This is a genomic window from Candidatus Eisenbacteria bacterium (assembly GCA_016867715.1).
Classification (GTDB): domain Bacteria; phylum Orphanbacterota; class Orphanbacteria; order Orphanbacterales; family Orphanbacteraceae; genus VGIW01.
Genome location: VGIW01000058.1, coordinates 1 through 20,298, shown reverse-complemented (window position 1 = coordinate 20,298; position 20,298 = coordinate 1). Strand labels below are relative to the sequence as shown.

Genomic DNA, 20,298 nt, shown 5'->3' with positions numbered 1-20,298 from the left:
GGCCGCATACGGTTCGACCGCTAGGCGTCCGACGGTGGCTTGAGGCAAAGGCTAGAAAGGAGGCTTGAGGTGCCCAAGCTCCCGAGAGGACTGAAGAGGCGGTCGAACGGAACGTTCTTCATGCGGGACTGCCGGAACGGAAAGGATCGGTGGATATCGTTTGGCAAAGACAGGGTCGAGGCATGCCGTCGCTATCGAGAGTTTCTCAAGAAGCGGGACGGCTTTCCGCAGCGAAGCGACCTTCTCATCGAGCAGCTCGCGCTCCGCTGGTTGGAGACCTACGTTCCCACGGCCCGCAACCAGGCGAGCGGCCGGCTTGCCGCGTCGTGGGTTTGGAAGTACCTCGTCCCCTTCTTCGGCGCGAAACGAGCGGAACGGATCAACGACGACGATCTGCGAAGCTACCGTCTCTGGTTGGAGAAGATGCCGGCGCGTGGAGGCAAGTGCCTTTCGCCGGAAACGGTGCGGCACGTTCTCTCCGATGTTCGGTGCATGTTCAACTGGGCGGTCGATGCGGGGTACTTGTCCGTTTCCCCGATGCCGAGGCGACTCCTTCCCCGCATCCCGATTCGGCTTCCCGACGCATTGAGCGAGGAGGAGACGGATGCCCTCGTGGCGATCGCCGACCCGCACGGGTTCGTGGTTCGGCTCGGTCTTGCCACAGCACTCCGCTGGGGAGACCTCGTCAAGGTGGAGAGGAAGCACGTGCGGAACGGAATGATCGAGGTGGAGATCGGCAAGACGGGTGACGTGCGACGGATTCCGCTGCGGCCCGAGATCGCATCGGAGATCCGTGCACGAATCGGGCCGCTCGTCCCCTTCTCGGCGAAGAGCAAAGGATCGTTCACGCGGACCGTTCGGCGTCGCTCAGGGGTTCGGAGGTTCCATATCCACATGCTTCGTCATTCGGCGGCGATGATGATGCTTCGCGAGGGTTGGAGGCTGGAGGCGGTGCAGGAAATCCTCGGCCACAAGTCCGTGACGACGACCCAGAGATACGCCCGCTTCTCCGAGCAGATGGTGCGGTCGGAAGCAGAACGGCTCTGGGGTACGGGCGGTTCGGCGGGAAAAACTGTAGCAAATCCGTAGCAGGAAGGCTAGAATGCGATCGACGAGAATCAGGCTATCCGATGGACTGACAACCACGTGGGCCGTTAGCTCAGTCGGTAGAGCACCTGCCTTTTAAGCAGGAAGTCGCAGGTTCGAATCCTGCACGGCTCACTCGTCGTTCTCCTCGTGTGTCTCCGCGCGCGGTTCGCGGCCCGGGCGGACGTTCGTCCCCTCCCCGGTCCCGGTCGAGTCGTACACGATCTCCGCGATCCATGCCCCCGGCGTCGCCCGGAAGACCATGTTCCGTCCGTCCGGAGAGACCGCGACCCTCTCCTCGATGGCCGGGGTGTCCGTGAGGCGGCGCACCGAACCGGTCGCCGTCGACACGGCGTAGATGTCGGACGTCAGGATCCGGTGTCCGTCGTCGGTCGTGTGGCAGAAGAAGACCCAGTCCCCCTCCGGATGCCACTGCGCGAAATCGCACGTGTAACCCTCCGCGTACACCCTCGCCTCCCCGTCGTCCAGATCTGCGACGAGGAGGCCGGGCGTGCCCATCACGATTGCCCGGTCGCAGGCCGGAGAGACCGCCTGGAGCAGGCGGTGTCTTCCCCCCTCTTCCTGCAGGAGGGGCGTGCGACCGGAGGAACGCACGAGGTACACATCCAGGGTCGATCCCCACTCGTCGCGCCAACAGGTTTGCACGAAGAAGAGCGACTCGGTCTCTTCGAGGGGTGTTCCTGATTCGTAGAGGAAGAGAGGGTGCTCCCCGTGCGTGTCGGAGAACCCGATCCCTCCGGGAACGGCGTGCGGCCTCGCCGGCCACGGAAGCGAATCGACGAAACAGCTCTGGCTCAACGACCCGGGCACGATCTTCATGATGCGGTAGAGGCGACGCCAACGGGAAGCCTCTCGGGGAAGATCCTCGGAGTAGTAGAGGCTCCGGCCGTCGATCGACCAGCACATCCGATAGGGACCGACCCACCCGGCCGGAAAGGTATAGGTCGTGTCCTCCTCGCCGGGGCGGAGGAGAACGACTCCGCGGCCCGTGGCTCCGATCGCCAGCCAGCGGCCGTCCGGAGACCAGAGGAAACCCGTGCAGCCCCCGTCGCGGTCGTCGTGGAGGAGGCGGGCGTTCGTGAGCCCGGTCGGGGCCGCGCGGGTCGGCGGACCTTCGTCGACGCCGGCGGCGCTCGGGAGCGCACGAATCAGGCATGCAAAGAGAAGCGCGAAGGCTCGCCGCCGAACTGGAAAACCCGACACGGAAACCTCCCCCTCGTTGAGGTCTCATCATTCTCTCGGGAGGATAGCACGGGGAAGGGAACGGCGCGCACGGGGAGGGTACCGACCGCCCGGGAGAGCGGATCAGCGAATCAGCGTCATGCGGCGCGTGTCGCGGTAGGCACCCGCATCGAAGCGGCAGTAATAGAGGCCGCTCGCGACCGGGCGGCCTCGGTAGTCGGACCCGTCCCAGAGGACCTCGCCCCTCGTCCCCGCGGGAAACGTCTCGTCGAGAAGAAGCCGGACCATCTCTCCCGCCGCGTTGTAGACCGCGATGCGAACCCGATGCGAGGCGCCCGGCGTCGCGGAGATCTCGAACGGGATCACGGTCGTCGGGTTGAACGGGTTCGGGCGATTCGGAAGGAGCCGAGACGCCTCGAGGCTCGGCGCCGGAGGAGCGGGGAGCTCCACCTCGATCGACTCCCCGGTCGAGCGGTTCCCGTACGCGTCGAACGCCTCGAGGTAGTACTCCGCCTTTCGGTAGCTTCCGAGATCCGCCGGGAGGACATCGACGAAGAGCGTGTCCTTCCCCGCCGCGACCCATACGGTCGTCCACTCCCCTCCGGGGAGAAAGCGGCGATGTAGGACGACCGTGTGCGGCGTCTCGCTCGAGTCCGCCTCCCAGAAGAGCCGAATCTCCCCGTCCATCTCGACCGCCGTTCGGAAGGCCGGCGGCGGAGGCGGCGAGGAATCCTCGCCCGTCCGGAAGCTGTCCGCGGGGGCGGAAAAGAAGAGCCCTTCCGGCGAGAGCCCGCGGATGCGATAGATATAAACGGTCGATGCCTGGAGGTTCCGAAGCGTGTCCCGATGCGAGGTCGCGAAGGAGCGGGAGAACGGCGTCGCGCGCGTCAAAACGCCTCCGGTCCCGTACTCGATCTGCCCGATCGAGAGCCGATCGGTCGACCACTCGATCACGGCGTGCGACGAGGCCGCCTCCACAAGCCTCCACGAGAGAACGACGGGCGGGACGGCCGCCGTGTCGGCGAGGGTCGCGAAGGTGCGCCCCCCCCACGACGAGAGGTTTCCCGCGGCGTCGCGTGAAGCGATGCGGAAATGGTAGATCGCGTCCGGCTCGAGGCCCGTGAGCGTGAACGCATGGGTCAGATGATAGCCTTCCTCCTCGGCCGAATGTCCAAGCGTCGTGTCCGGCCCGTACTCGACACGACTGTTCGTCGGCTCCTCGGTCGCCCAGAGAACGACCGCGTCGCGGATTCCGGCGCGCACATGAAGCTCCCCGGCGATGCTCGGGGGGATGGTGTCCGCCACGGCGCCGACGAGGAGCGCGACGATCGACGAACGCCCCTCATTTCCGGCGGCGTCCGTTCCCGCCGCCTGGAAGAAGAAGCGCGACCCCGCCGCGAGCCCGTGCACGTCGGCCTGATGGAGGACTGAGAACCCGGCAGCCGGCGCGGTCGAGAGTGTGAGGGTCGAGTCGAGCCCATAGCGGATGAACCCGCGCGCCGGCTCGTCGCTGCTCCAGGTCGCGCGGATCGAGCCGCCCCCGAGTTCCTGGACCGCGAACCCCTCGATCTGCGGGGCGGTCGCGTCGATCGAACCTTCCGTGCTGAACGCTTCGCCTATCGAATACGCGAGGTTTCCGGCGCGGTCCGCGCTGAGCACGCGGAAGCGATAGGTCGTCGCCGGGAGAAGACCCTCGAGGCGCGCGCGATGAGTCGTCGTGCGGGCCGTGTCGAGCGCCGTCGTCCGGTCGTAAGCGGCCCCTGCGCCGTACTCGACCCGTCCGTCCGCCGGCTCGTCCGTCGTCCACACGATTTCCGCCGAGGAATCCGTGACCACGGCGACCTCGACCCCGGAGATCACCGGCGGCTCGAGGTCGACGTCCGGAGCGAGAAGGAACGAGTCCGGCTGGGAGAACGCGGTCGGTCCCCCCGTGACCCACGAGAGAACCCTGAAATGGAAGACGATGCCGGGGACGAGCCCCTCGATGCGAACCTCGTGCTCCTCGCGCGCGGAGTTCTCCGGGGCGCTGAACGAGCCGAAGGAAGGACCCGGGCCGTACTCGACTTGCCCGATCGCAGGCCGGTCCGTCTCCCAGACGACCGTGAGGCCGGTTGAGGAACGATCCTCCAGACGAACATCCTGAATCAAGGGAAGGGGCGGCTCTTCTCCCTCGAGCGTGGTGAGGAGCGCGTCTCCCGAAGCGGCTAGGTTTCCGGACGCGTCCCTCGAGAGGACGCGGAAGTGGTACGTCGTCCCGGGAAGAAGCCCGCAGAACGTGAGACGATGGCTGGTCTCGAGCGCTTCGGCGAGAGGGGTCGCGAGCGCGTACGGAAGCGCGAGGCCGTACTCGATCTGCGCGTCGGCCGGTTCGCTCGTTTCCCAGACAATCGTCCCGCACGTCTCCGTCGTCTCCTCGATGTGTAGAGCGGTGATGATCGGGGCCTCGTGATCGCCTAGCGCGAGCGTGGCGAACGTGTGGTTCTCCGAGCTTGACTCGTTCCCCCACGGGTCGCTCGATCGGATGCGGAAATGAAAGAGCGATCCCGGCGCGAGTCCTTCGAGCGTTCGTTCGTGCTGGTACGCGTAGAGCGCGCCCGAGGAAGAGAAGGAGCCGTATGAGGGAGTAAGCCCGTACTCGATGCGGCCGATCGATGCCTCATCGGTCTTCCAGCGGATCGTCGCGCTCGTCGGACCGACCGACGCGACTTCCACCTGTTCGATCGAAGGTCCCTCCGAATCGGCATAGGTCGTGAGCGTTTGATCCTCGCTCGAGGCGGCGCCTCCGGAAGTAGTCGTTGCGCGCGGGCGAAAATGATACGTCTCGCCCGGGGTGAGCGGCGCGAGTCGGAGCGAGTGATCGGTCGTCTCTTCCGCCCCCGCGACCGTCGTCCCGTACGTCGTGTCGAGCCCGAAGTCGATCCACCCGAACGCGGGGATGTTCGTCGAGAAGACGACGACTGCGTCCGTGTCGGAGAGAGCGGCGAGCGCGAGACCGAAGAGGACTGGGTCCTCGGAGGGAACCTGGGTCCCCGTCTGGAATGTACGGTCATCGGAGACCGCGAGGTTCCCCGCGGCATCCGCGGACCGGACCTGGAAATGGTAGACCGTCGTCGGGTTGAGCCCCGAGAGGGTGAGGAGGTGCGTCGTGACGCGTGCGCTCTCCCCAACGCTCCCAAGCTCGTATGCGGCAGTCTTCCCGTAACGGACCTCGCTGTCCGCCGCTTCGTTGGTCGACCAGGAGATCCGCGCGGAGTTCGGCGTGATGTTTTGTACATGAATGTTCGAGAGGATCGGCGCGGCCGTGTCCGCCGCAAGCGCGACCGAAGCGAGATTCGAAAGCGCGGATTCGTTCCCTGCCTGGTCCACCGCGCGGAGGGCGAAATAGCACGTCTCCCCCGCCGGAAGCCACCCGAAGACCCGGTTCTCGGGGGAGCCGGAGGGGAGCGGCGCGAAGGTCGCGAGGCGCGTCGCCTGGCCCCAGCTCGCTTCGGAGATCGCGCTCCGGCTCCAGCGGAGATCGTACGAGGACGCTTGGCCCGCGAGCGAGTCGTCGCCCACGGCGGTCCAAGTGAGACGCGCTTCGCCGAAACTCGGGCCCTGCGCGGCGGCGAGGTCCCGGATGCGCGCAGGGGGAACGCTCCGCAGGACGAACGAGGAATCCTCCGTCGAGTCTCTTGCGCCGGCGACGTACGCGACGATCTGGAAGTGGACGGTACTTCCCTCCGCGAGACCGCTCAGATGGGCGGAATGGGTTCGCGTCGTATCCCGCCCCGGATTGGTCGCCCATGCGTAGGACGTGCTCGGCCCATAGCGCACGAACGCGAAGGCCCCCGGCTCGGTCTCCCACCGAAGGAGGGCCGCCTTTGTTCCGATCGAGTCGACCCGCACGTTCCGAATCTCGAGAGGAAGCGTCGGGGGCGGATCGCCCGGATCGGAAACCTCGGGAACTGTGATGTGTAAAATGTTGCTGAACGGGGATAGGTTCTGGACCTCGTCGAACGTGCGGAGAAGAAAGGTCAGCGAAGCCCCGGGCGTCAGGCCGCCGACGACGACCGACTGTGCCGTTCCCGCGGGGCCGGGAGCGGGTTCGCCCTGGACCTCTGAGGCGGCATTCCACCACGAGAGTGTGTCGGCCCCCGGAGGAATCGAGCGGAAGCGGAGGTCATAGCCGGCGGCCGTTCCGCTCGACCCGTTGTCTCCCGGCGCGGTCCATCGGAGCTCCACGTCGGCCGCGCGCGTCGCCCCCGCCACACAGAGAAGCACAGCGGCGAGCATAGCGCTCCCCATCGGAGGGACGCGGCGCGCCCTGCATTTCATACGACCCACCGGCTTCCCCCGCTGCAAACCCCGTTGACGCAGGAAACACCCCCCGGCCATGATCATAAGAAAGGAGGGGCGGCCGCGCCCATTTCCCGCCCGGCGGAGATCCGGAATGCAAGGGGTATGCCGCGACCGAGGACCACCGATCGATCACCCGTAGTATAATGCTCTATTGTTTCGTGGGATACAAGACTCGCGCGGGGGCATGTTCGTCCGGACAATAACCCCGGGCGAGAGACTTGCTCAGAAAATGACCAGTCGGCAGAATGCTGGGCACTTCGGGACAAGCAAGCCGAGAGACACCCCATGATCAGTTCCCAGCGGAGAGGCGGGGGCCCTCTCGAAGGGGCTCCATCTCCTCGAGAACGGCCTTGGCATCGGCGTTTAGGGGATCGACCTGGAGCACCGAACGGGCCTCGCGCGCGGCTTCCTCCGACCTTCCTGCTCGAGCGAGAGAGAGGGCGAGGAGCCCGCGGATCGTTTGGTTGTCCGGTTCGCGTTCCCTGGCCTCTTGGAGGGCCTCCGCCGCCTCGGCGGGCCGTCCGGCGGAGAGGAGGGATGCTCCCGCGTAGTAGGGGAACCGGGAATCCGTCGGGAACCATGTGGCCCCGAGGCGCGCCGCTTCGATCGCCTGCCGGATGTCTCCGAGCTCGCTGAGGGTTCGAATGACGCGCGCGAGGTCCTCCCTGTTCCCTCCACTTCCCTCAACGTCGCGCGCGGTCAGGCGGTGAAGCGCGGCCGTTCCATCCCCGCGAGCGGCGTCCGCCTCCGCGCCGAGGAGAACCGCCTCGATCGTGCTTCCGCCCACTCGGGACGCCTCATCCGCCGCGCGGGCCGCGCCCTCGGCATCCCCTGAACGGAGCCGAAGCCGCCCGAGAAGAAGCCAGGCGGCTGCGTAGGTCGGCTCCCGGCGGACTGCTTCCTCTGCCTCCCTGAGAGCGTCCACCTCGTCTCCCCTGGCGAGACGGACCTGCGCGAGGTTCCGCCTCGCTCTCCCATACTCCGGCCGGAGGCGGAGGGCCTCCCGGAGCGCCTCTTCCGACCCGCCGAGATCGCCCGTCTCGAAGCGAAGCTCGGCGAGCGTGACAAGATCCTCCGGATACGCGGGCCCGATGCGGATCGCCTCCTCGAGAGCCTCGCGCGCCCGGGCCTTCTCCCCGAGGTCGATCCACGCATAGGCGAGGTTCGCGCGCGGGCGCGCCTTTCGCGGCGCCTTTGCCGCGCAGTCGGTCCAGAGTGTGATCTCATCCTTCCAGACGCGGTTTCGGAGCGAGGTCTGCACGCCGAGCGCGACCGATGCGGCGACGAGCGAGGCGACGAGAAGGCGTCTCGATCGGAGCGCGCGCGAAGCGAGATCGGCGGCCGCGAAAAAGAAGCCGACCGACGGGAGGTAGGTGCGGTGCTCGAAGATCACGTCGCGGATCGGGAAGACCGAGGACTCCACGAGCAACGTGAGGAAGAACCAGCCGCCCCCGAAGCTTGCGAGCGGCGTGCGCCGGCGTCCCCAGAGCGCCGCAGCGGCGATCGCGCCGAGGAAGAGAGCCTTCGCGAGCGTCGCCGCGTCCGGACCGATCGTCAGAGGATAGTCGTGGTCGAGCGTGAGGCCGTACGGAAGTACGAGAAGTCGGAGATAGGTCGTGACCACGTGCATCTGCGTCCAGAAATACGGGATGCGCCCGATCTCCGCCGTCTCGCGGGTCCCTGAGCGCATCGCCTCGGAGAGCGCCTCGCCGAGGCCGAGACGAGCGCCGACCAGCGTGGCGGGGATGAGCCCCGCGACGAAGACGAACGGAAGGACGCGAAGAAGACGGCGCGCGCCCCGCCCATGAGGGAAGACCCACTCGGTCCAGGCGAGAACGAGAGGAAGAGTGAGCGCGATCTCTTTTATGCGCGAGGCGGCGAGGGCGGCCGCGATCGCGAGGAGGAGGGCGTTCTTCTGCCCTTCTCTCCCGCGAAGATAAGCGGCGATCGCGAGGAGATAAAAGAACGTTGCGAGAGAAGTATACCGCTGAACGATATAGGTCACGGAGTTCGTCGCGAGCGGGTGGAAGAGAAAGAGCGCTCCGGCCCCGAGCGCGAGAAGGTCGCGGCGAGGACCGATCGGCGCGAGCTTTCGCGCGATCGCGAGGACGAGGAGCCCGTTCGCCAGATGAATGAGGAGGTTCGCCAAATGGTAGAAGAACGTGTCCGAGCCGGAGAGGAGCCAGTTGAGCGTGAAGGTGAGGTTCCCGAGGCCTCGGTTCGAGAGGAGGAGGCCGCGGAAGGCCGCTCCGAGATCGCCGATCGCCTCGTTTCGAACGATCGTGTGGTTGTCGTCGAGGTGCCAGCCGCAGCGGAAGATCCCCGCGTGCGCGAGAATCGCTCCCGCGAGGAGCACCACGATCGCTCTTCGCACGCCCTCGCGCCTCCTTTCGGACCTCGGTCCTCCGCGAGTCTACCCGACGAGTGATGCGCGGGGAAGTGCCGATCGAGCCGGAAGGAACCCCGCGAACGCGGCGGGGGGCACTCCAGGAGCCGCGGAACCGGGCCCGAGCGGTCAGTTTGCCCTCTTTTCTTCATGCACGATGGACGATACTGTGAAGGGGTAGGGTCGCTGCCCTGCGGGGAGCACGCGGAGAGACGCATGCGCAAAGTTCTCATGATCGCCTATCACTTTCCGCCGCTGACGACCAGCGGAACGTACCGGTCGCTTCAGTTCGCCCGCTATCTCCCGGGCCACGGCTGGGGAGCGGTTGTTCTCACCGTCCGGGCGGAGACGCTCCGCGCGCCGGGGATTCTCGACCGCGAGCCGCTCGCCGCGCTTCCGGCCGACACCCGAGTGGTCCGCACGCGCGCGATCGAGCCCCTCGATCTCGTTCTCCGCGCGAGGGACCGCCTCCGCGGCCGTCCGTCAAAGGGGAATGCGGGTGTGCCGACGAACGGCGGCGGCGAGGAGCGCACGGGGGGCTGGCGCGATTGGGTGAGCGATCTTCTCACGGTTCCGGATCGTCAGGTCGGCTGGATTCCTTCCGCTCTCTCCGCGGCGCTCCGGATCATCGATGAAGAGGATGTCTCCGCGATCTACTCCTCCTCCCCGCCCGCGAGCGGCCACGTGGCCGCTCTTCTCGCGGCGCGCCTCACGGGGTGCCCGTGGATCGTCGACTTCCGCGACCCCTGGACCTCGAGCCGTTTCGCGCCGGATCGTTCTCTCTCCCTCGTCCGTCCGCTCGATCGATTCCTCGAGGCGGCGGTTCTCTCTAACGCCGCCCGCGTCGTCGCGACCACGGACGAGATGCGCGCCGACTTCGCCGCCCGCTTTCCGGAATGCGCGGGGAAGCTCGTCACGATCACGAACGGCTACGATCCGGAAGAGGCGCTCCCTCCCTTGGATCGGCCCGCCGTGGACAGGCCCTTCACGATCACGCACGCGGGAACCTTGTACGGGCCGCGCGACCCTTCTCCCCTTCTTCGCGCCGTCGGCGCGCTCCTCGAGCGGGGAGCGATCTCCCCCGACCGTCTTCGCGTCCTTTTCGTCGGAAGCACTTCGGGCGGGATGCCGTGGCGGGGTCTTCTCGAATCCCCCCTTCTCGCGAGCGTCGTCCGCTTCGAGCCGAAGGTCTCGCGCGGCGAGGCGCTCCGGCGACTCGCGGCATCCGACCTTCTTCTCGTCGTGCAGGCCGGGACGGATCTGCAGGTTCCGCGGAAGCTTTATGAGTATATGGCTCTCGGCAAGCCGATCCTCGCCCTCGTGACCGGCGGGGCGACCGAGACGGTCGTGCGCGAGGAGCGGGCCGGGCGGATCGTTCGGCCCGACGACCCGGAAGGGATCGAGACGGCCCTCCTCGAGGCGCTCCGCGGGGAAGGGCTGTCGCGCCCGGAGCGTCCGGAACGCTTCGACTTCCGGCGGCTCTCCGGGGCGCTCGCCGAGGTCCTCGAGGAGGCGGTCCCATGAGGCCGTGGGACGAGGGGCTTCCTCTCTCGATCGACCCCGCCGCGGAGAGGCTCCGCGGAGAGACGATCGTCTGCTTCGGTTGGAGTGAGTGGGAGTCGGGCACGGAGACGTGGAACCAGGTTCTCCTCCGTCTGGCGCGAAGGAACCGAGTCCTCTTCGTAGCTCCTCCGCTCGAGCGGACCGAAGTGTTCGGGGGCCGCTACGCCCCGAACGGAAAGTACGGCGGCGTCCGCCATCTTCGCGATCACCTCTATCTCTTCCGCTATCCGCGGCATCTTCCGACCTTCTACAAGCCGCGGGCGCTCGTGCGGACGATTCAGGATCTTCGGATTCGCGCGCTACGAGGAGCTCTCCGGCGAATCGGTGGGGAGAACCCGATCCTCTATCTTCTCCACCCGAAGTTCCGCGGGTACATCGGGAGGTTGGACGAGAAACTCGTCGTGTATCACGTCCTCGACGAGTACGCCGGATACCTCGGGGCGAACAAGGAGCGCCTCCGCGCCGAGGAGGCGATTCTCCTCGACCGCGCGGACCTCGTCTTCTGCGTGTCGCCCAGCCTGCAGAACGCGAAGGCCGCTCCCCATCGCAATGTTCATTTCGTTCCGAACGGCGTGTCGTTCGACCGTTTTTCGCTCGCCGCCGTGCGCGAGCTTCCGGCGCCCGACGAGCTCGAGCGCATCCGCAGGCCGCGCGCGGGGTACATCGGCCGCGTCTGCGACAAGCTCGACTTTCTCCTTCTTCGCGACGTTGCGCGGCTTCTCCCCGACGTCTCCTTCTGTTTCGCCGGGCCCGTCCTCGTCGTGACGCGCGAAAGCCGTTCTCTCTTCGACGAATGGGCGGCTCTCCCGAACGTGCACCTCCTCGAGTCGCGGAGGAACGAGGAGATTCCCGCGATGATCGGAGCGTTCGACGTCGGGCTTCTTCCCTATGAGGTCTCGGCGGAGACCCGCCACCGGTATCCTCTCAAGCTGCACGAGTATCTCGCCGCGGGAAAGCCGGTCGTATCGGTTCCTCTTCCTTGCTGCGAGGAGTTCGGCGACCTCGTTCGGAGCGCGCCGAACGCGGGCGCGTTCGCAGCCGGCATCCGGGCGGCTCTTGCCGAATCGCCCGGCGCATCGCGAGAGAGACGCCTCGCGGTGGCGAGACGGCACGATTGGGAGCGGATCGTTCTCGGGATGGATCTCCTGATCCGCGACCGCATCCGGCTCGCGGCGCCGCGAGGCGCGGCTCGCGCGGCGGGTTGATCTCGGATTCGTTTATCCAGAAAGCTTCTCGTCGAGAACGGCGGCGATCCGTCCCGCGGCCTTCCCGTCCCATTTCTCCGGAACGCGCCCTGCCTTGCCGCGGCCGGCGACCGCTTCTTCCAATGCGGCGACGATCTTCTCCCGGTCCCGCGCGCACACCACGTTCGTCCCTTCTTCGACCGTGATCGGGCGCTCGGTGGTCGTTCGAAGGGTGATGCACGGGATGCCGAGCGCGGTTGTTTCTTCTTGAATGCCGCCCGAGTCGGTGAGCACGACGCGCGCCTCCGCCATGAGGCGGAGAAAGGCGAGGTAGCCCTGGGGCGGGAGAAGATCGATCCCGCCTGGCGCTGCGAGCGACCGGACAAGACCGAATCGTTCGAGCCGCTCCCGCGTGCGCGGGTGGACCGGGAAGACGACGGGAACCCGAAGAGCGGCTTCGAGGAGGATGTCGACCGCCTGGCGAAGGTCCTCCTCGCGATCGACGTTCGAGGGGCGATGGAGCGTGGCGAGCGCGTAGCTTCCGGGGGGGCGCGTCGAGACGCGCGGCTCGGCGAGAGCCCTGTCGCGATGCGCGAGGAGCGTGTCGACCATCACGTTCCCGACGAAGAAGACGCGCTCCACCGGAATCCCCTCGCGGCGGAGGTTCTCCCCCGCGCTTCGCTCGGTCGTGAAAAGAAAGTGGGCGATCGCGTCCGTGAGGATTCGGTTGATCTCCTCCGGCATCGATCGGTCGAAGCTCCGGAGGCCCGCTTCCACGTGCGCGACGAGAATCCCTCTCTTCACCGCGGTGAGCGCGCAGGCGATCGTCGAGTTCACGTCCCCGACGACGATGACGAGGTCCGCCCTCTCGCGGTCGAGGTGCTCGTCGAAGCGCTCCATGATCGCCGCGGTCTGGCGGGCGTGCGAGAGGGAGCCGACGCCGAGATCGGTGTCCGGGCGCTCGAGCCCGAGATCGCGGAAGAAGCGATGCGCCATCTCGTCGTCGTAGTGCTGCCCCGTGTGGAGAAGGCGCACCGCGAAGAGCGAGTTCCTCCGGAGCGCGCGCGCGACGGGAGCGATCTTCATGAGGTTCGGCCGGGCGCCGGACACGAGGACGACCTGCTTCGATTCGGGGCGAACCCGCTCTCGCGTCATGCGCCGCGCCTCCCCGCGATCCAACGATCATGCCACAAAGCGAGGATGAAGAGGGTCCAGATCGGATAGAACGCCGCGGGCGATCCTCTCCGGTGTTCGTCGAAGAGGCGACGGGTTTCCTGCGGATCGAAGAGGCCCCGCTCGCCGGTGGCGCTCCTTCGAAAACCCTCGCGAAGCGTCAGGTCGAGCGCGTTCTCGGGCGAGATGTCCCCGGCGAAACGAAGCGGGCCTTCCAGAGCGCGGTGCGCCGCGCGCCTCGCGCCGAGGGGAAGATCCGCGACGTGTTTCCAGAAGAAACGCTGGAGGAGAAGTCCCCTCCGGTTGGCCGCGTACCCGAAGAAGAGCTCGTCCGCCCCCTCCCCCACCTGCACGACGGGAATCCCGTCTCGCCGCGCCTCGCGCGCGAGAAGGAGGTTGGGGAGCAGCGAAGGAGCGCCGACCGGAACATCGGCCATCATCCGCTTCTCTGCCGCCGCGCGAAGAAGCGTGCGGAGCTCCTCCTCCGCATCCCCGCGGGCGCCGGCATGGGGAACGGGGGAAGGGAGATCCCAATAGGTCTCGACGCGCGGTTCCTGTCCCGGGCGGAGAAGAAGGCGGCATCCGGCCGGGAGCTTCCGGATCCCCGCGAAGAGCGTGTGGGGGGCCGGCAGACAGTTGAAGGTTAAATAGTGCCAGACCCCCTCGCGCGAGAGGTCGACCCCGACGTCCGGGTGCTCGAGGATCGCCTTCGGAGAGGAGGCGAAGAGAAAGCGCTCTCCTCGGGAGTGATAATAGAGCGGTTTGACGCCGAGTCGGTCCCGCGCGAGGAGAAGGATGCGCCTCCCTGCGTCCCACACGGCAAAGGCGAACTTCCCGTCCAGATGATCGATGAGGGACGCGCCGTGTTCCTCGTACAGGTGAAGGATGACCTCCGAATCGCTTCGCGAGCGAAAGCGGTGGCCTCTCGCCTCGAGGGACGGGCGGAGGGCGGCGTGATTATAGACCTCTCCGTTGCAGACGAGCCAGACATCGCCTGTCTCGTTCGTCATCGGCTGGAGGCCGTTCTCCGACAGATCGCCGATCGCGAGCCGCGCGTGCCCGAAGCGAACGCCGTTCTCCTCGTCCGCGAGAACCGCCGATCCGTCGGGACCCCTATGGAGAAAGGCGTCGATCATCGCGCGCACAGCGCGGGTTTCCTCGAGCGGACAGTGACCCGGCGCGAGCACGCTCACGGCGATCCCGCACATCGCCTAGCGCCCCAGTCGATTGCGGATGACCCTTGCAGCCACACACAGAGCGGGAAGCGGATCCCTCCACGAGAACCACGCGCACGCGACCTTCCGGCCGAGGAAGCTCCCGATCCAGGAGCGGAGCGTGAGGCTCCCGCGCCTTCGGTTCTCGAGAAACGACAGAAGGTCCCAGCGCTCGTTGACGAAGTAGACGTGCTCGCGAAAGCTCTCGGTCGCCTCCACCTTTCGCACCTCGCCGATGTCGAGGTACGCGAGGTAGGGAATGTCCATGCCGGCCGCGGTCGTCATCCCTTGCCCGGAGACCGAGCGCGGGTTGATCTCGATCAGCTTGTACTCCCCGGTTCGCGCGTCCTTCTTGAACTCGACGCTTCCGAGGCCTCGATAGCCGAGCGCGCGGAAGAAACGGTCGCCGAGATCGCGGACCTCCGGGACGCGGAGCGTTACCTGGAAGCTCCCGTCCCCGTAGCCGACCGGATATTGGCGCAGCTTCCGTTTGGTGAGAAGACAAAGGGGACGCGATGCGCGGTCGTAGTAGGCGAGAAGACCGTAGAGCGTGTCGTCCCCCCCGGGGATGATCTCCTGGATCATCACCGATTGGCCGATCCCCGAGGCCTCGCGGAAGATGCGAAGGAGCGCCTCGGCGTCTCCGACCTGCTCGAGCTTCTTCTCCTTGCGGCGCCTCCAAAGGTGGCCGACGTGGGGCTTCACGATGCACGGATAGCCGACCTCGCTCCCCGCCCGCTCCGCTTCCCCTTCGGTCGACGGGTAGACGGTCCGCGGCACCGGGATCCCGTGCTTCTCCGCGAGACCGTACTGAGCTCTCTTGTCGGGAAGCTGCTCGAGGATTTCGGGCGCCGGAAGCACGAACCGGAATCCCCGTTCGAGGCGCGCTCGGTTGCGCGAGACGAGAAGGACATGGGCATCTCCCGTCGGGATGAGAACCGGGCGCGCGCGAGCCGCGGCTCCGATCGCATCAAGGATCTCGAGCCAGCGCTTCTCTTCATCGACCGGATCGGGAAGGAGAGCGGCGAGGGCGTAGCGCGTGCGGAGACCGGACTCCGGTTTCGGCCCATCGAGAAGGAGAACCGGGACGCCGCGCCTCCCGATGCTCCGCGCGAAAGAGAGGCCGTTTGGCGCCGCGCCGAGAACCACGGCGGCCGGAGGCTCGCTCCTTCGGGTCGCGGCCCAATCCACGAGACGAGCGAGATCCCGCGGGCGCCGAACGATGTCGATCACGACAAGTTCCTCCCTTTCTCTGCTCTCACTTCCCGAGCGTCCGGCGAAGCCGAGCTTCGCTCCAGCGTCCCTGCCGGTCGCTCACACTCCGATCGTGAAGGTTGATCCGCGGAAGATCGAGACGATCGCCGGGTGTTCCGCGAATCGAGAAAGCGAACGCGTAGCCTGCTTCGCGCACGATCTCCTTGATCTTCTTGCTCCGGTCTCCGTTCGGATAGGCGAAGAGGCGGGGCGCCGTCCCAAGCCTCTCCCCGATCGTTCGCCGCGAATCGCCGATCTCCCGCCGCGCCTCCTCATCCGGGATTCGGGTCAAGATCCGGTGGCTCATCCCGTGGCTTCCGATCTCGATGCCGGAGGCCGCCGCCGAGCGGAGATCCTCCCACGAGACGATGCGCCGCTCCGCCGGAGGCCCTCCCGACTCGCGTTCCAGCCGGTCGAGGATCTCCTCTCTCTCCTTCTCGGCCTTTTCCTTGTATCGGGTGAGGAGCCTCTCCCAGCCTCCCGCATCCTTCCACGCGGGGAGGTCGGCCCCGCCGAGCGCCCGAAAACGCCGGGGGCCGAGCCGCCGCGCCGCTTCGCGGAGACGCTCGGGCCAGAAGAGGGCGCCGTCCTCGACGTGTCGCGCGGAGACGAAAAGGACGCCGGCGATCGAACGGCGACGCATTTCCGGGATCGCGTGGCGAGCCACGTCCGCCCATCCGTCGTCGAACGTGACGAGCGCGGAGGGGTGCGCGAGCGGCTCCGGAAAGCCGGCCAGAAAGCGCTCGGGCGTCGGCAGATCGAACGCGTCCCCGAGCCGATCGAGGAGCTGCGCGAAGCGGGGCGCGGCGAGGACCATTCCCGCAGGCGAGAGATCTCCGTCGGCCTCCGACGGCAAGACACGATGGAGGACGAGAACGAGCCGGTTCCCGTTCGCGCGAAGCCGACGCGCGAGGCGCCGGGAGTCGAGACCGAGCGCCGTGAGGATGCGCGCGCACGCGCCGCGAAGGACGTTCATCGTCGTGTCGGTTCCCATACGACCGCCCGCTCTCCCGCGAGATAGCGGACTCCCGCCGCGAGGACCGCCGCGTTCGTGGCGGTGAAGAAGAGGGCGGCTTTCCCGGGGAGGCGCCCCGCCCACCGGCGCGAAAGAAGCGCCCCGCCCGCGGAGAGATAGAAAAACAATTGAAGGGCGAAACACACTCCGTAGAAGAGGGACGGAAGTAAAGCCGCGTTCGCGGCGAGCGCGAGAAGGAGCGCCCAAGGGACGGCCCAGCGCGCGCCCTTGTGGGAGAGAAGAGCCCACGCGACGAACGGATGGCGGAACGGGTTCAAGAGACCTCTCCGATATGCGAGGACATCCATTCCTCGAAGAACGGTACGCGTCTTGCGGCGGAACTCGGAGCCGGCCGAAGGCGCGGGGAGAAAACGCCCGCGGGCCTCCGGTTCGCAGACGACGCGCATCCCTTTCTCGATGACGAGGAGCGGGAGGAGAAAATCGCGCGTGTAACGCGGGTCGGTCCGCTCGACGAGCTCCGCGCGCACCGCGTAGAACGACCCGCTCACCCCGATCAGGGTCCGGATGCGGCTCTCCCAGCGGCGGATCGCCATTTCGTAGCGGACGTAGAGCCCCTCACCGGCGCCGGGCACGTCGTCCTCGCTCGACACGCAGCCGACCTCCGGGTCTGCGAAGGCGCGCACGATCGCTCGAAACGCGCGCTTCTCCAAGAGGATCGTCGCGTCGGTGAAGACGACGATCTCTCCGCGAATCTCGGGAAGGGCGAGGTTCTGAGCGGCTTCCTTCCCGAGCCGCTCGGCGCTCCGGACGAGGCGGACGCCGGCGGGGGCGAACGATGCGACGACCCTCTCCGTTTCGTCGGTCGATCCGTCCGAGGCGACCACGATCCGAAGAAGCTCGCGTGGATAATCGAGATCGAGGAGGTTTTCGAGCTTTCGCCGGATCGCAGCCGCTTGGTTGTGGACGGGAATGACGACCGTGAGCGGAGGGGTCCGGGGCTCGCGTCGCACCGGCCGTTCGCGGAAGGACGCGAGAATGAGGAGCACGAGCGGATACCCCGCGTACGCGTAGACGACGACCGCGGCCGAGCACCAGAAGAGAACCGCGGCGGCGTTCATCCGCACACCTCTCGAAGAAGAGCCGCGATTTTCGCTCGATCCGTCTCGGTCACGAGCGGGTGCGTGGGGAGCGTCACGACACGCTGCGCGATCTCTTCGCATCCGGGAAGAGAGGGCTCTCCGGCGAGCGCCCCGCGCGGAAGGCCCGGGATCCGCGCGATCGGCGCGGGATAGGACGGGCCGATCCCAAGCGGGCGCCCCCGGCGGAGGATCTCCCCCCGTTTCTCCGGCGGCACGAGGACCGGAAAGCGGAGATAGGCCGGCGCCGACCCGGGGAGCGGAATCGGAATCCGAACGCCTTTCGAATCCGAGAGAAGCGCGGCGTAGGCCGCTGCCGTCTCGCGGCGGCGCGCGACGATCGCCCGCTGCGTCTTCAACATATGGAGAGCGAGCGCGGCCGTGTACCCATCGATCGCTCCGATGCGAAACGTTGGGTCATAAATCGTCTCGCCGATCCTGAGGAAGGGGAGATCGGCGATCCACGCGTACGCCCACGGCGCGAAGAAGACCCGGTGCGCAGCGGCGCGGCAGAAAGCGGCGGTCCCTCGCGCGATCCGGTCGTCCGCAGGCGCCCCCCGTCCGAGCGGGCTCTCCCGATCAAGAAGAAGGACGCCCCCGCCGAGCGCCGGAAGGGATTTGCCGCGCCCGAAGGAGAGAACCCCCGCATCCCCCGCCCCGCCGACGAGCCTCCCCCCCTCCTCCGCCCCGAAGGCTTGCGCCGCGTCGTCGATGAGAGGAGCGCCCGATCGGGCGGCGGCGCGAAGGAGGACCCCCCGGTCGTTCGGCAGGCCGAAGAGGTGGTGCGTGACGATCGCTCCCGCGAGGGAAAAATCGATCCCATCGAGGCTCCCTCCGTCGAAGTCGAGCGTCGCCGGATCGAGATCGACCGGGCGGAGCCGGAATCCCGCGCGGACCGCCGCCGCCGCCACGGACCAGCAGGTGTACCCTCCGAGCACGAGCTCGTCCGCGCGCGGGCGTTCTTCCCGCGCGAGACGAAAGGCCCGGAAGAGCGCCGCGCGTCCGGAGACTGCGGCGCGCGCGGCTCGCTGCGGAAAGAGATGGGCGATCTCTCTCTCGAGCGCTTCGCGCGCTTCCCTCGGGCGCGCCCATCCGGCGAGCGCACCGATCACATGCGAGGTGCGGAGCGGGAGCCCCGCGGGCGGGAGACGGCGCTTCATGCGGATGCCTCCTCGTCGATGCCGCGCGCGAGTCGCCGTTGGAGGACGCAGAAGGACGCAAGAACATACGGGTGCGGATACGTGAGCGCGGAGAGGAACATGGAGGTGGCGAGATAGCCGACGATCGACACTCCGGTCGCGTTCGCCATGTATTCAGTGAATCGCCGCCGCTCCGGACTTCTCCCTCGCTCCCGCCAGCTCCGGCGCAAATCGCCGGCGCACTGGAAGAAGAACGCCCCGTAAATGAGAAGCCCGATCGTCCCCATCTCGGCGAGGAGAAGGGGGAGCGTCCCGTGCATCGCGCGCCCCCAGTGCCTCCCTTGGTGCGGAAGATCGACGTACTGCGGCATGAGAAGCGGCGAGTTGCCGGGGCCCACCCCAATCAGCGGGTTCTCCGCGAACATGCGGACCCCCGCCATCCAGTACTCCCGGCGTTTGTGCGCGGTCCCTTCGTCCGTTTGCTGGATGGAGCGAATCTCGTCGAAGTAGCGAGCCGGGGCGATGAGCGCAACCGTCCCGACCAGAAACGCGAGGGCGAGCGCCCCGAGGATTTTCCTTCGGCTCCGAATCCAGCACGCGATCAGCGTGACGGAGATGCCGACGAACCCGCCTCGCGACATCGTGAGCATGATCGAGAGGAGAAAGGCGAGAGCGACGAGCGTCCATAGGATCTTGCGGCCCGCTGTCCGGGCCGAGGCGACCGCGAAGTATGCGAACGGAAAAATCACCACGAGGGCGAGAGCGAAGTCGTTTTCGTCTCCGAGGAAGCTTCCACCGACGACTCCGGTCGTTCCCCAGGGGGTTCCGACGATGTACTGATACGCCCCTTTGCCGCAGAGGAAGAGGTGCGCGACGACGAGGAGGACGATGAGACCGCGCATGCGCGCGGGAGTGTCCACGTAGTTCACCGTGAGAAGAAAGAGCATCACGATCGTGAGCATCACGCGGAACTCTTGGAACGCCCAGTGGTTGTTTCTCGACGTCAGCACGGAGATCGCCATGAGCGCGAGAAGGACAACGAGGGTCGTCGCCTGCCGGGGCCAGACCATCGAGTGTTTCGGATCGCGGATCACGCGAACGAGGAGGACGAGGAAGAGCCCCGCGTTCGCGAGAAGCGGCAGCCGCAGCGGCTCGAGCGTTCCGATGAACGATTGCGGGCGGACGTACTCGAGCATGTAGATGAGCAGGACGCCGAGATACGGCCGCCGGAGGACGCCGAGCGCGATCGCGAGGAAGGGGACGAGGGCGATCGCGGCCGCGAAACCGACTGCGGCGGGAAGAAAGAGGATCGCCGAGGCGGCCGCCGCGATCGCGAGGAGCGCCACGAAGATCCAAACGGGCCTCGCGGGGCCGCTTGTCCTCGTCCGTCCGATTTCCCCCCCGCTCATGGGATCCTCCGCACGATCATCGGCCCGATCCGGTTCGCGATCGGGACGGGAAGCTTCTTCCACGCCTCGACCGCCCACCGGAGGCGCGGGCTATCGGTGTTCTTCTCAGGCACCTCGCGGATCCGAAGAAGGGCGTAGTGCCAGAAACACGTTCTCGGCTCGGCCCCCCACTGAGCCTTGAACCGAAACGTCCCGCTCCCCGGCGTCGATCGGCCGAAATCGAAGACGGTCGCG

The 20,298-nt window shown here is 67.3% G+C and carries 14 protein-coding genes and 1 tRNA gene; 4 read left to right on the top strand and 11 right to left on the bottom strand.

Going from position 1 to position 20,298, the window contains the following annotated elements; translation table 11 throughout:
* The first annotated feature begins 69 nt into the window (after window positions 1-69).
* Complete coding sequence (locus FJY73_10040; protein MBM3321002.1) at window positions 70-1,089, top strand: tyrosine-type recombinase/integrase; 1,020 nt, start codon at window positions 70-72, stop codon at window positions 1,087-1,089.
* Between the two features lie 59 nt (window positions 1,090-1,148).
* Window positions 1,149-1,221, top strand: a tRNA-Lys gene (locus FJY73_10035).
* On the opposite strand, the gene FJY73_10030 is transcribed toward FJY73_10035, so the two are convergent.
* From FJY73_10030 to FJY73_10020, 3 genes are all read right to left on the bottom strand, one after another.
* On the bottom strand, window positions 1,219-2,310 hold the full coding sequence (locus tag FJY73_10030) for a PD40 domain-containing protein (GenBank protein ID MBM3321001.1): 1,092 nt from the start codon (window positions 2,308-2,310) through the stop codon (window positions 1,219-1,221). The genes FJY73_10035 and FJY73_10030 overlap by 3 nt on opposite strands.
* 102 nt (window positions 2,311-2,412) lie before the next feature.
* Window positions 2,413-6,564, bottom strand: a complete 4,152-nt coding sequence (locus FJY73_10025; GenBank protein ID MBM3321000.1) for a fibronectin type III domain-containing protein — start codon at window positions 6,562-6,564, stop codon at window positions 2,413-2,415.
* A gap of 355 nt (window positions 6,565-6,919) precedes the next feature.
* Window positions 6,920-9,004, bottom strand: coding sequence for a tetratricopeptide repeat protein (locus FJY73_10020; GenBank protein ID MBM3320999.1), 2,085 nt, complete (start codon window positions 9,002-9,004; stop codon window positions 6,920-6,922).
* 228 nt (window positions 9,005-9,232) lie between these two features.
* Between FJY73_10020 and FJY73_10015 the strand changes: the two genes are divergently transcribed.
* Together FJY73_10015 and FJY73_10010 are read left to right on the top strand one after the other, a co-directional pair.
* On the top strand, window positions 9,233-10,540 hold the full coding sequence (locus tag FJY73_10015; GenBank protein MBM3320998.1) for a glycosyltransferase family 4 protein: 1,308 nt from the start codon (window positions 9,233-9,235) through the stop codon (window positions 10,538-10,540).
* Window positions 10,537-11,784: a glycosyltransferase gene (locus tag FJY73_10010; GenBank protein ID MBM3320997.1), complete on the top strand. Its 1,248-nt coding sequence runs from the start codon at window positions 10,537-10,539 to the stop codon at window positions 11,782-11,784. The genes FJY73_10015 and FJY73_10010 overlap by 4 nt, the downstream gene beginning before the upstream one ends.
* Window positions 11,785-11,796: 12 nt before the next feature.
* Here the strand turns inward: FJY73_10010 and wecB are convergent, their stop codons facing one another.
* The 8 genes from wecB to FJY73_09970 all read right to left on the bottom strand — a co-directional run.
* Window positions 11,797-12,918, bottom strand: a complete 1,122-nt coding sequence (gene wecB, locus FJY73_10005; GenBank protein ID MBM3320996.1) for a UDP-N-acetylglucosamine 2-epimerase (non-hydrolyzing) — start codon at window positions 12,916-12,918, stop codon at window positions 11,797-11,799.
* Window positions 12,915-14,144 (bottom strand): asparagine synthetase B, encoded by a 1,230-nt coding sequence (locus FJY73_10000; GenBank protein MBM3320995.1) that lies wholly within the window; start codon window positions 14,142-14,144, stop codon window positions 12,915-12,917. The genes wecB and FJY73_10000 overlap by 4 nt, the downstream gene beginning before the upstream one ends.
* A 3-nt stretch (window positions 14,145-14,147) precedes the next feature.
* Entirely contained in the window at window positions 14,148-15,383 is a 1,236-nt protein-coding gene (locus FJY73_09995; protein MBM3320994.1) for an ATP-grasp domain-containing protein, read from the bottom strand.
* A 25-nt stretch (window positions 15,384-15,408) separates the two neighbouring features.
* Complete coding sequence (locus FJY73_09990) at window positions 15,409-16,398, bottom strand: polysaccharide deacetylase family protein (protein ID MBM3320993.1); 990 nt, start codon at window positions 16,396-16,398, stop codon at window positions 15,409-15,411.
* Window positions 16,377-17,498 carry a glycosyltransferase family 2 protein gene (locus tag FJY73_09985; protein ID MBM3320992.1) on the bottom strand — a complete coding sequence of 374 codons (1,122 nt, stop codon included), beginning with the start codon at window positions 17,496-17,498 and terminating at the stop codon, window positions 16,377-16,379. Before FJY73_09985 ends, FJY73_09990 begins: the two co-directional genes overlap by 22 nt.
* Entirely contained in the window at window positions 17,495-18,676 is a 1,182-nt protein-coding gene (locus FJY73_09980; protein ID MBM3320991.1) for a DegT/DnrJ/EryC1/StrS family aminotransferase, read from the bottom strand. The genes FJY73_09985 and FJY73_09980 overlap by 4 nt, the downstream gene beginning before the upstream one ends.
* On the bottom strand, window positions 18,673-20,064 hold the full coding sequence (locus tag FJY73_09975; protein ID MBM3320990.1) for an O-antigen ligase family protein: 1,392 nt from the start codon (window positions 20,062-20,064) through the stop codon (window positions 18,673-18,675). The genes FJY73_09980 and FJY73_09975 overlap by 4 nt, the downstream gene beginning before the upstream one ends.
* Window positions 20,061-20,298 (bottom strand): FemAB-like protein (locus FJY73_09970; GenBank protein ID MBM3320989.1); only part of this gene is annotated, 238 nt, incomplete at its 5' end. The genes FJY73_09970 and FJY73_09975, both read right to left, overlap by 4 nt.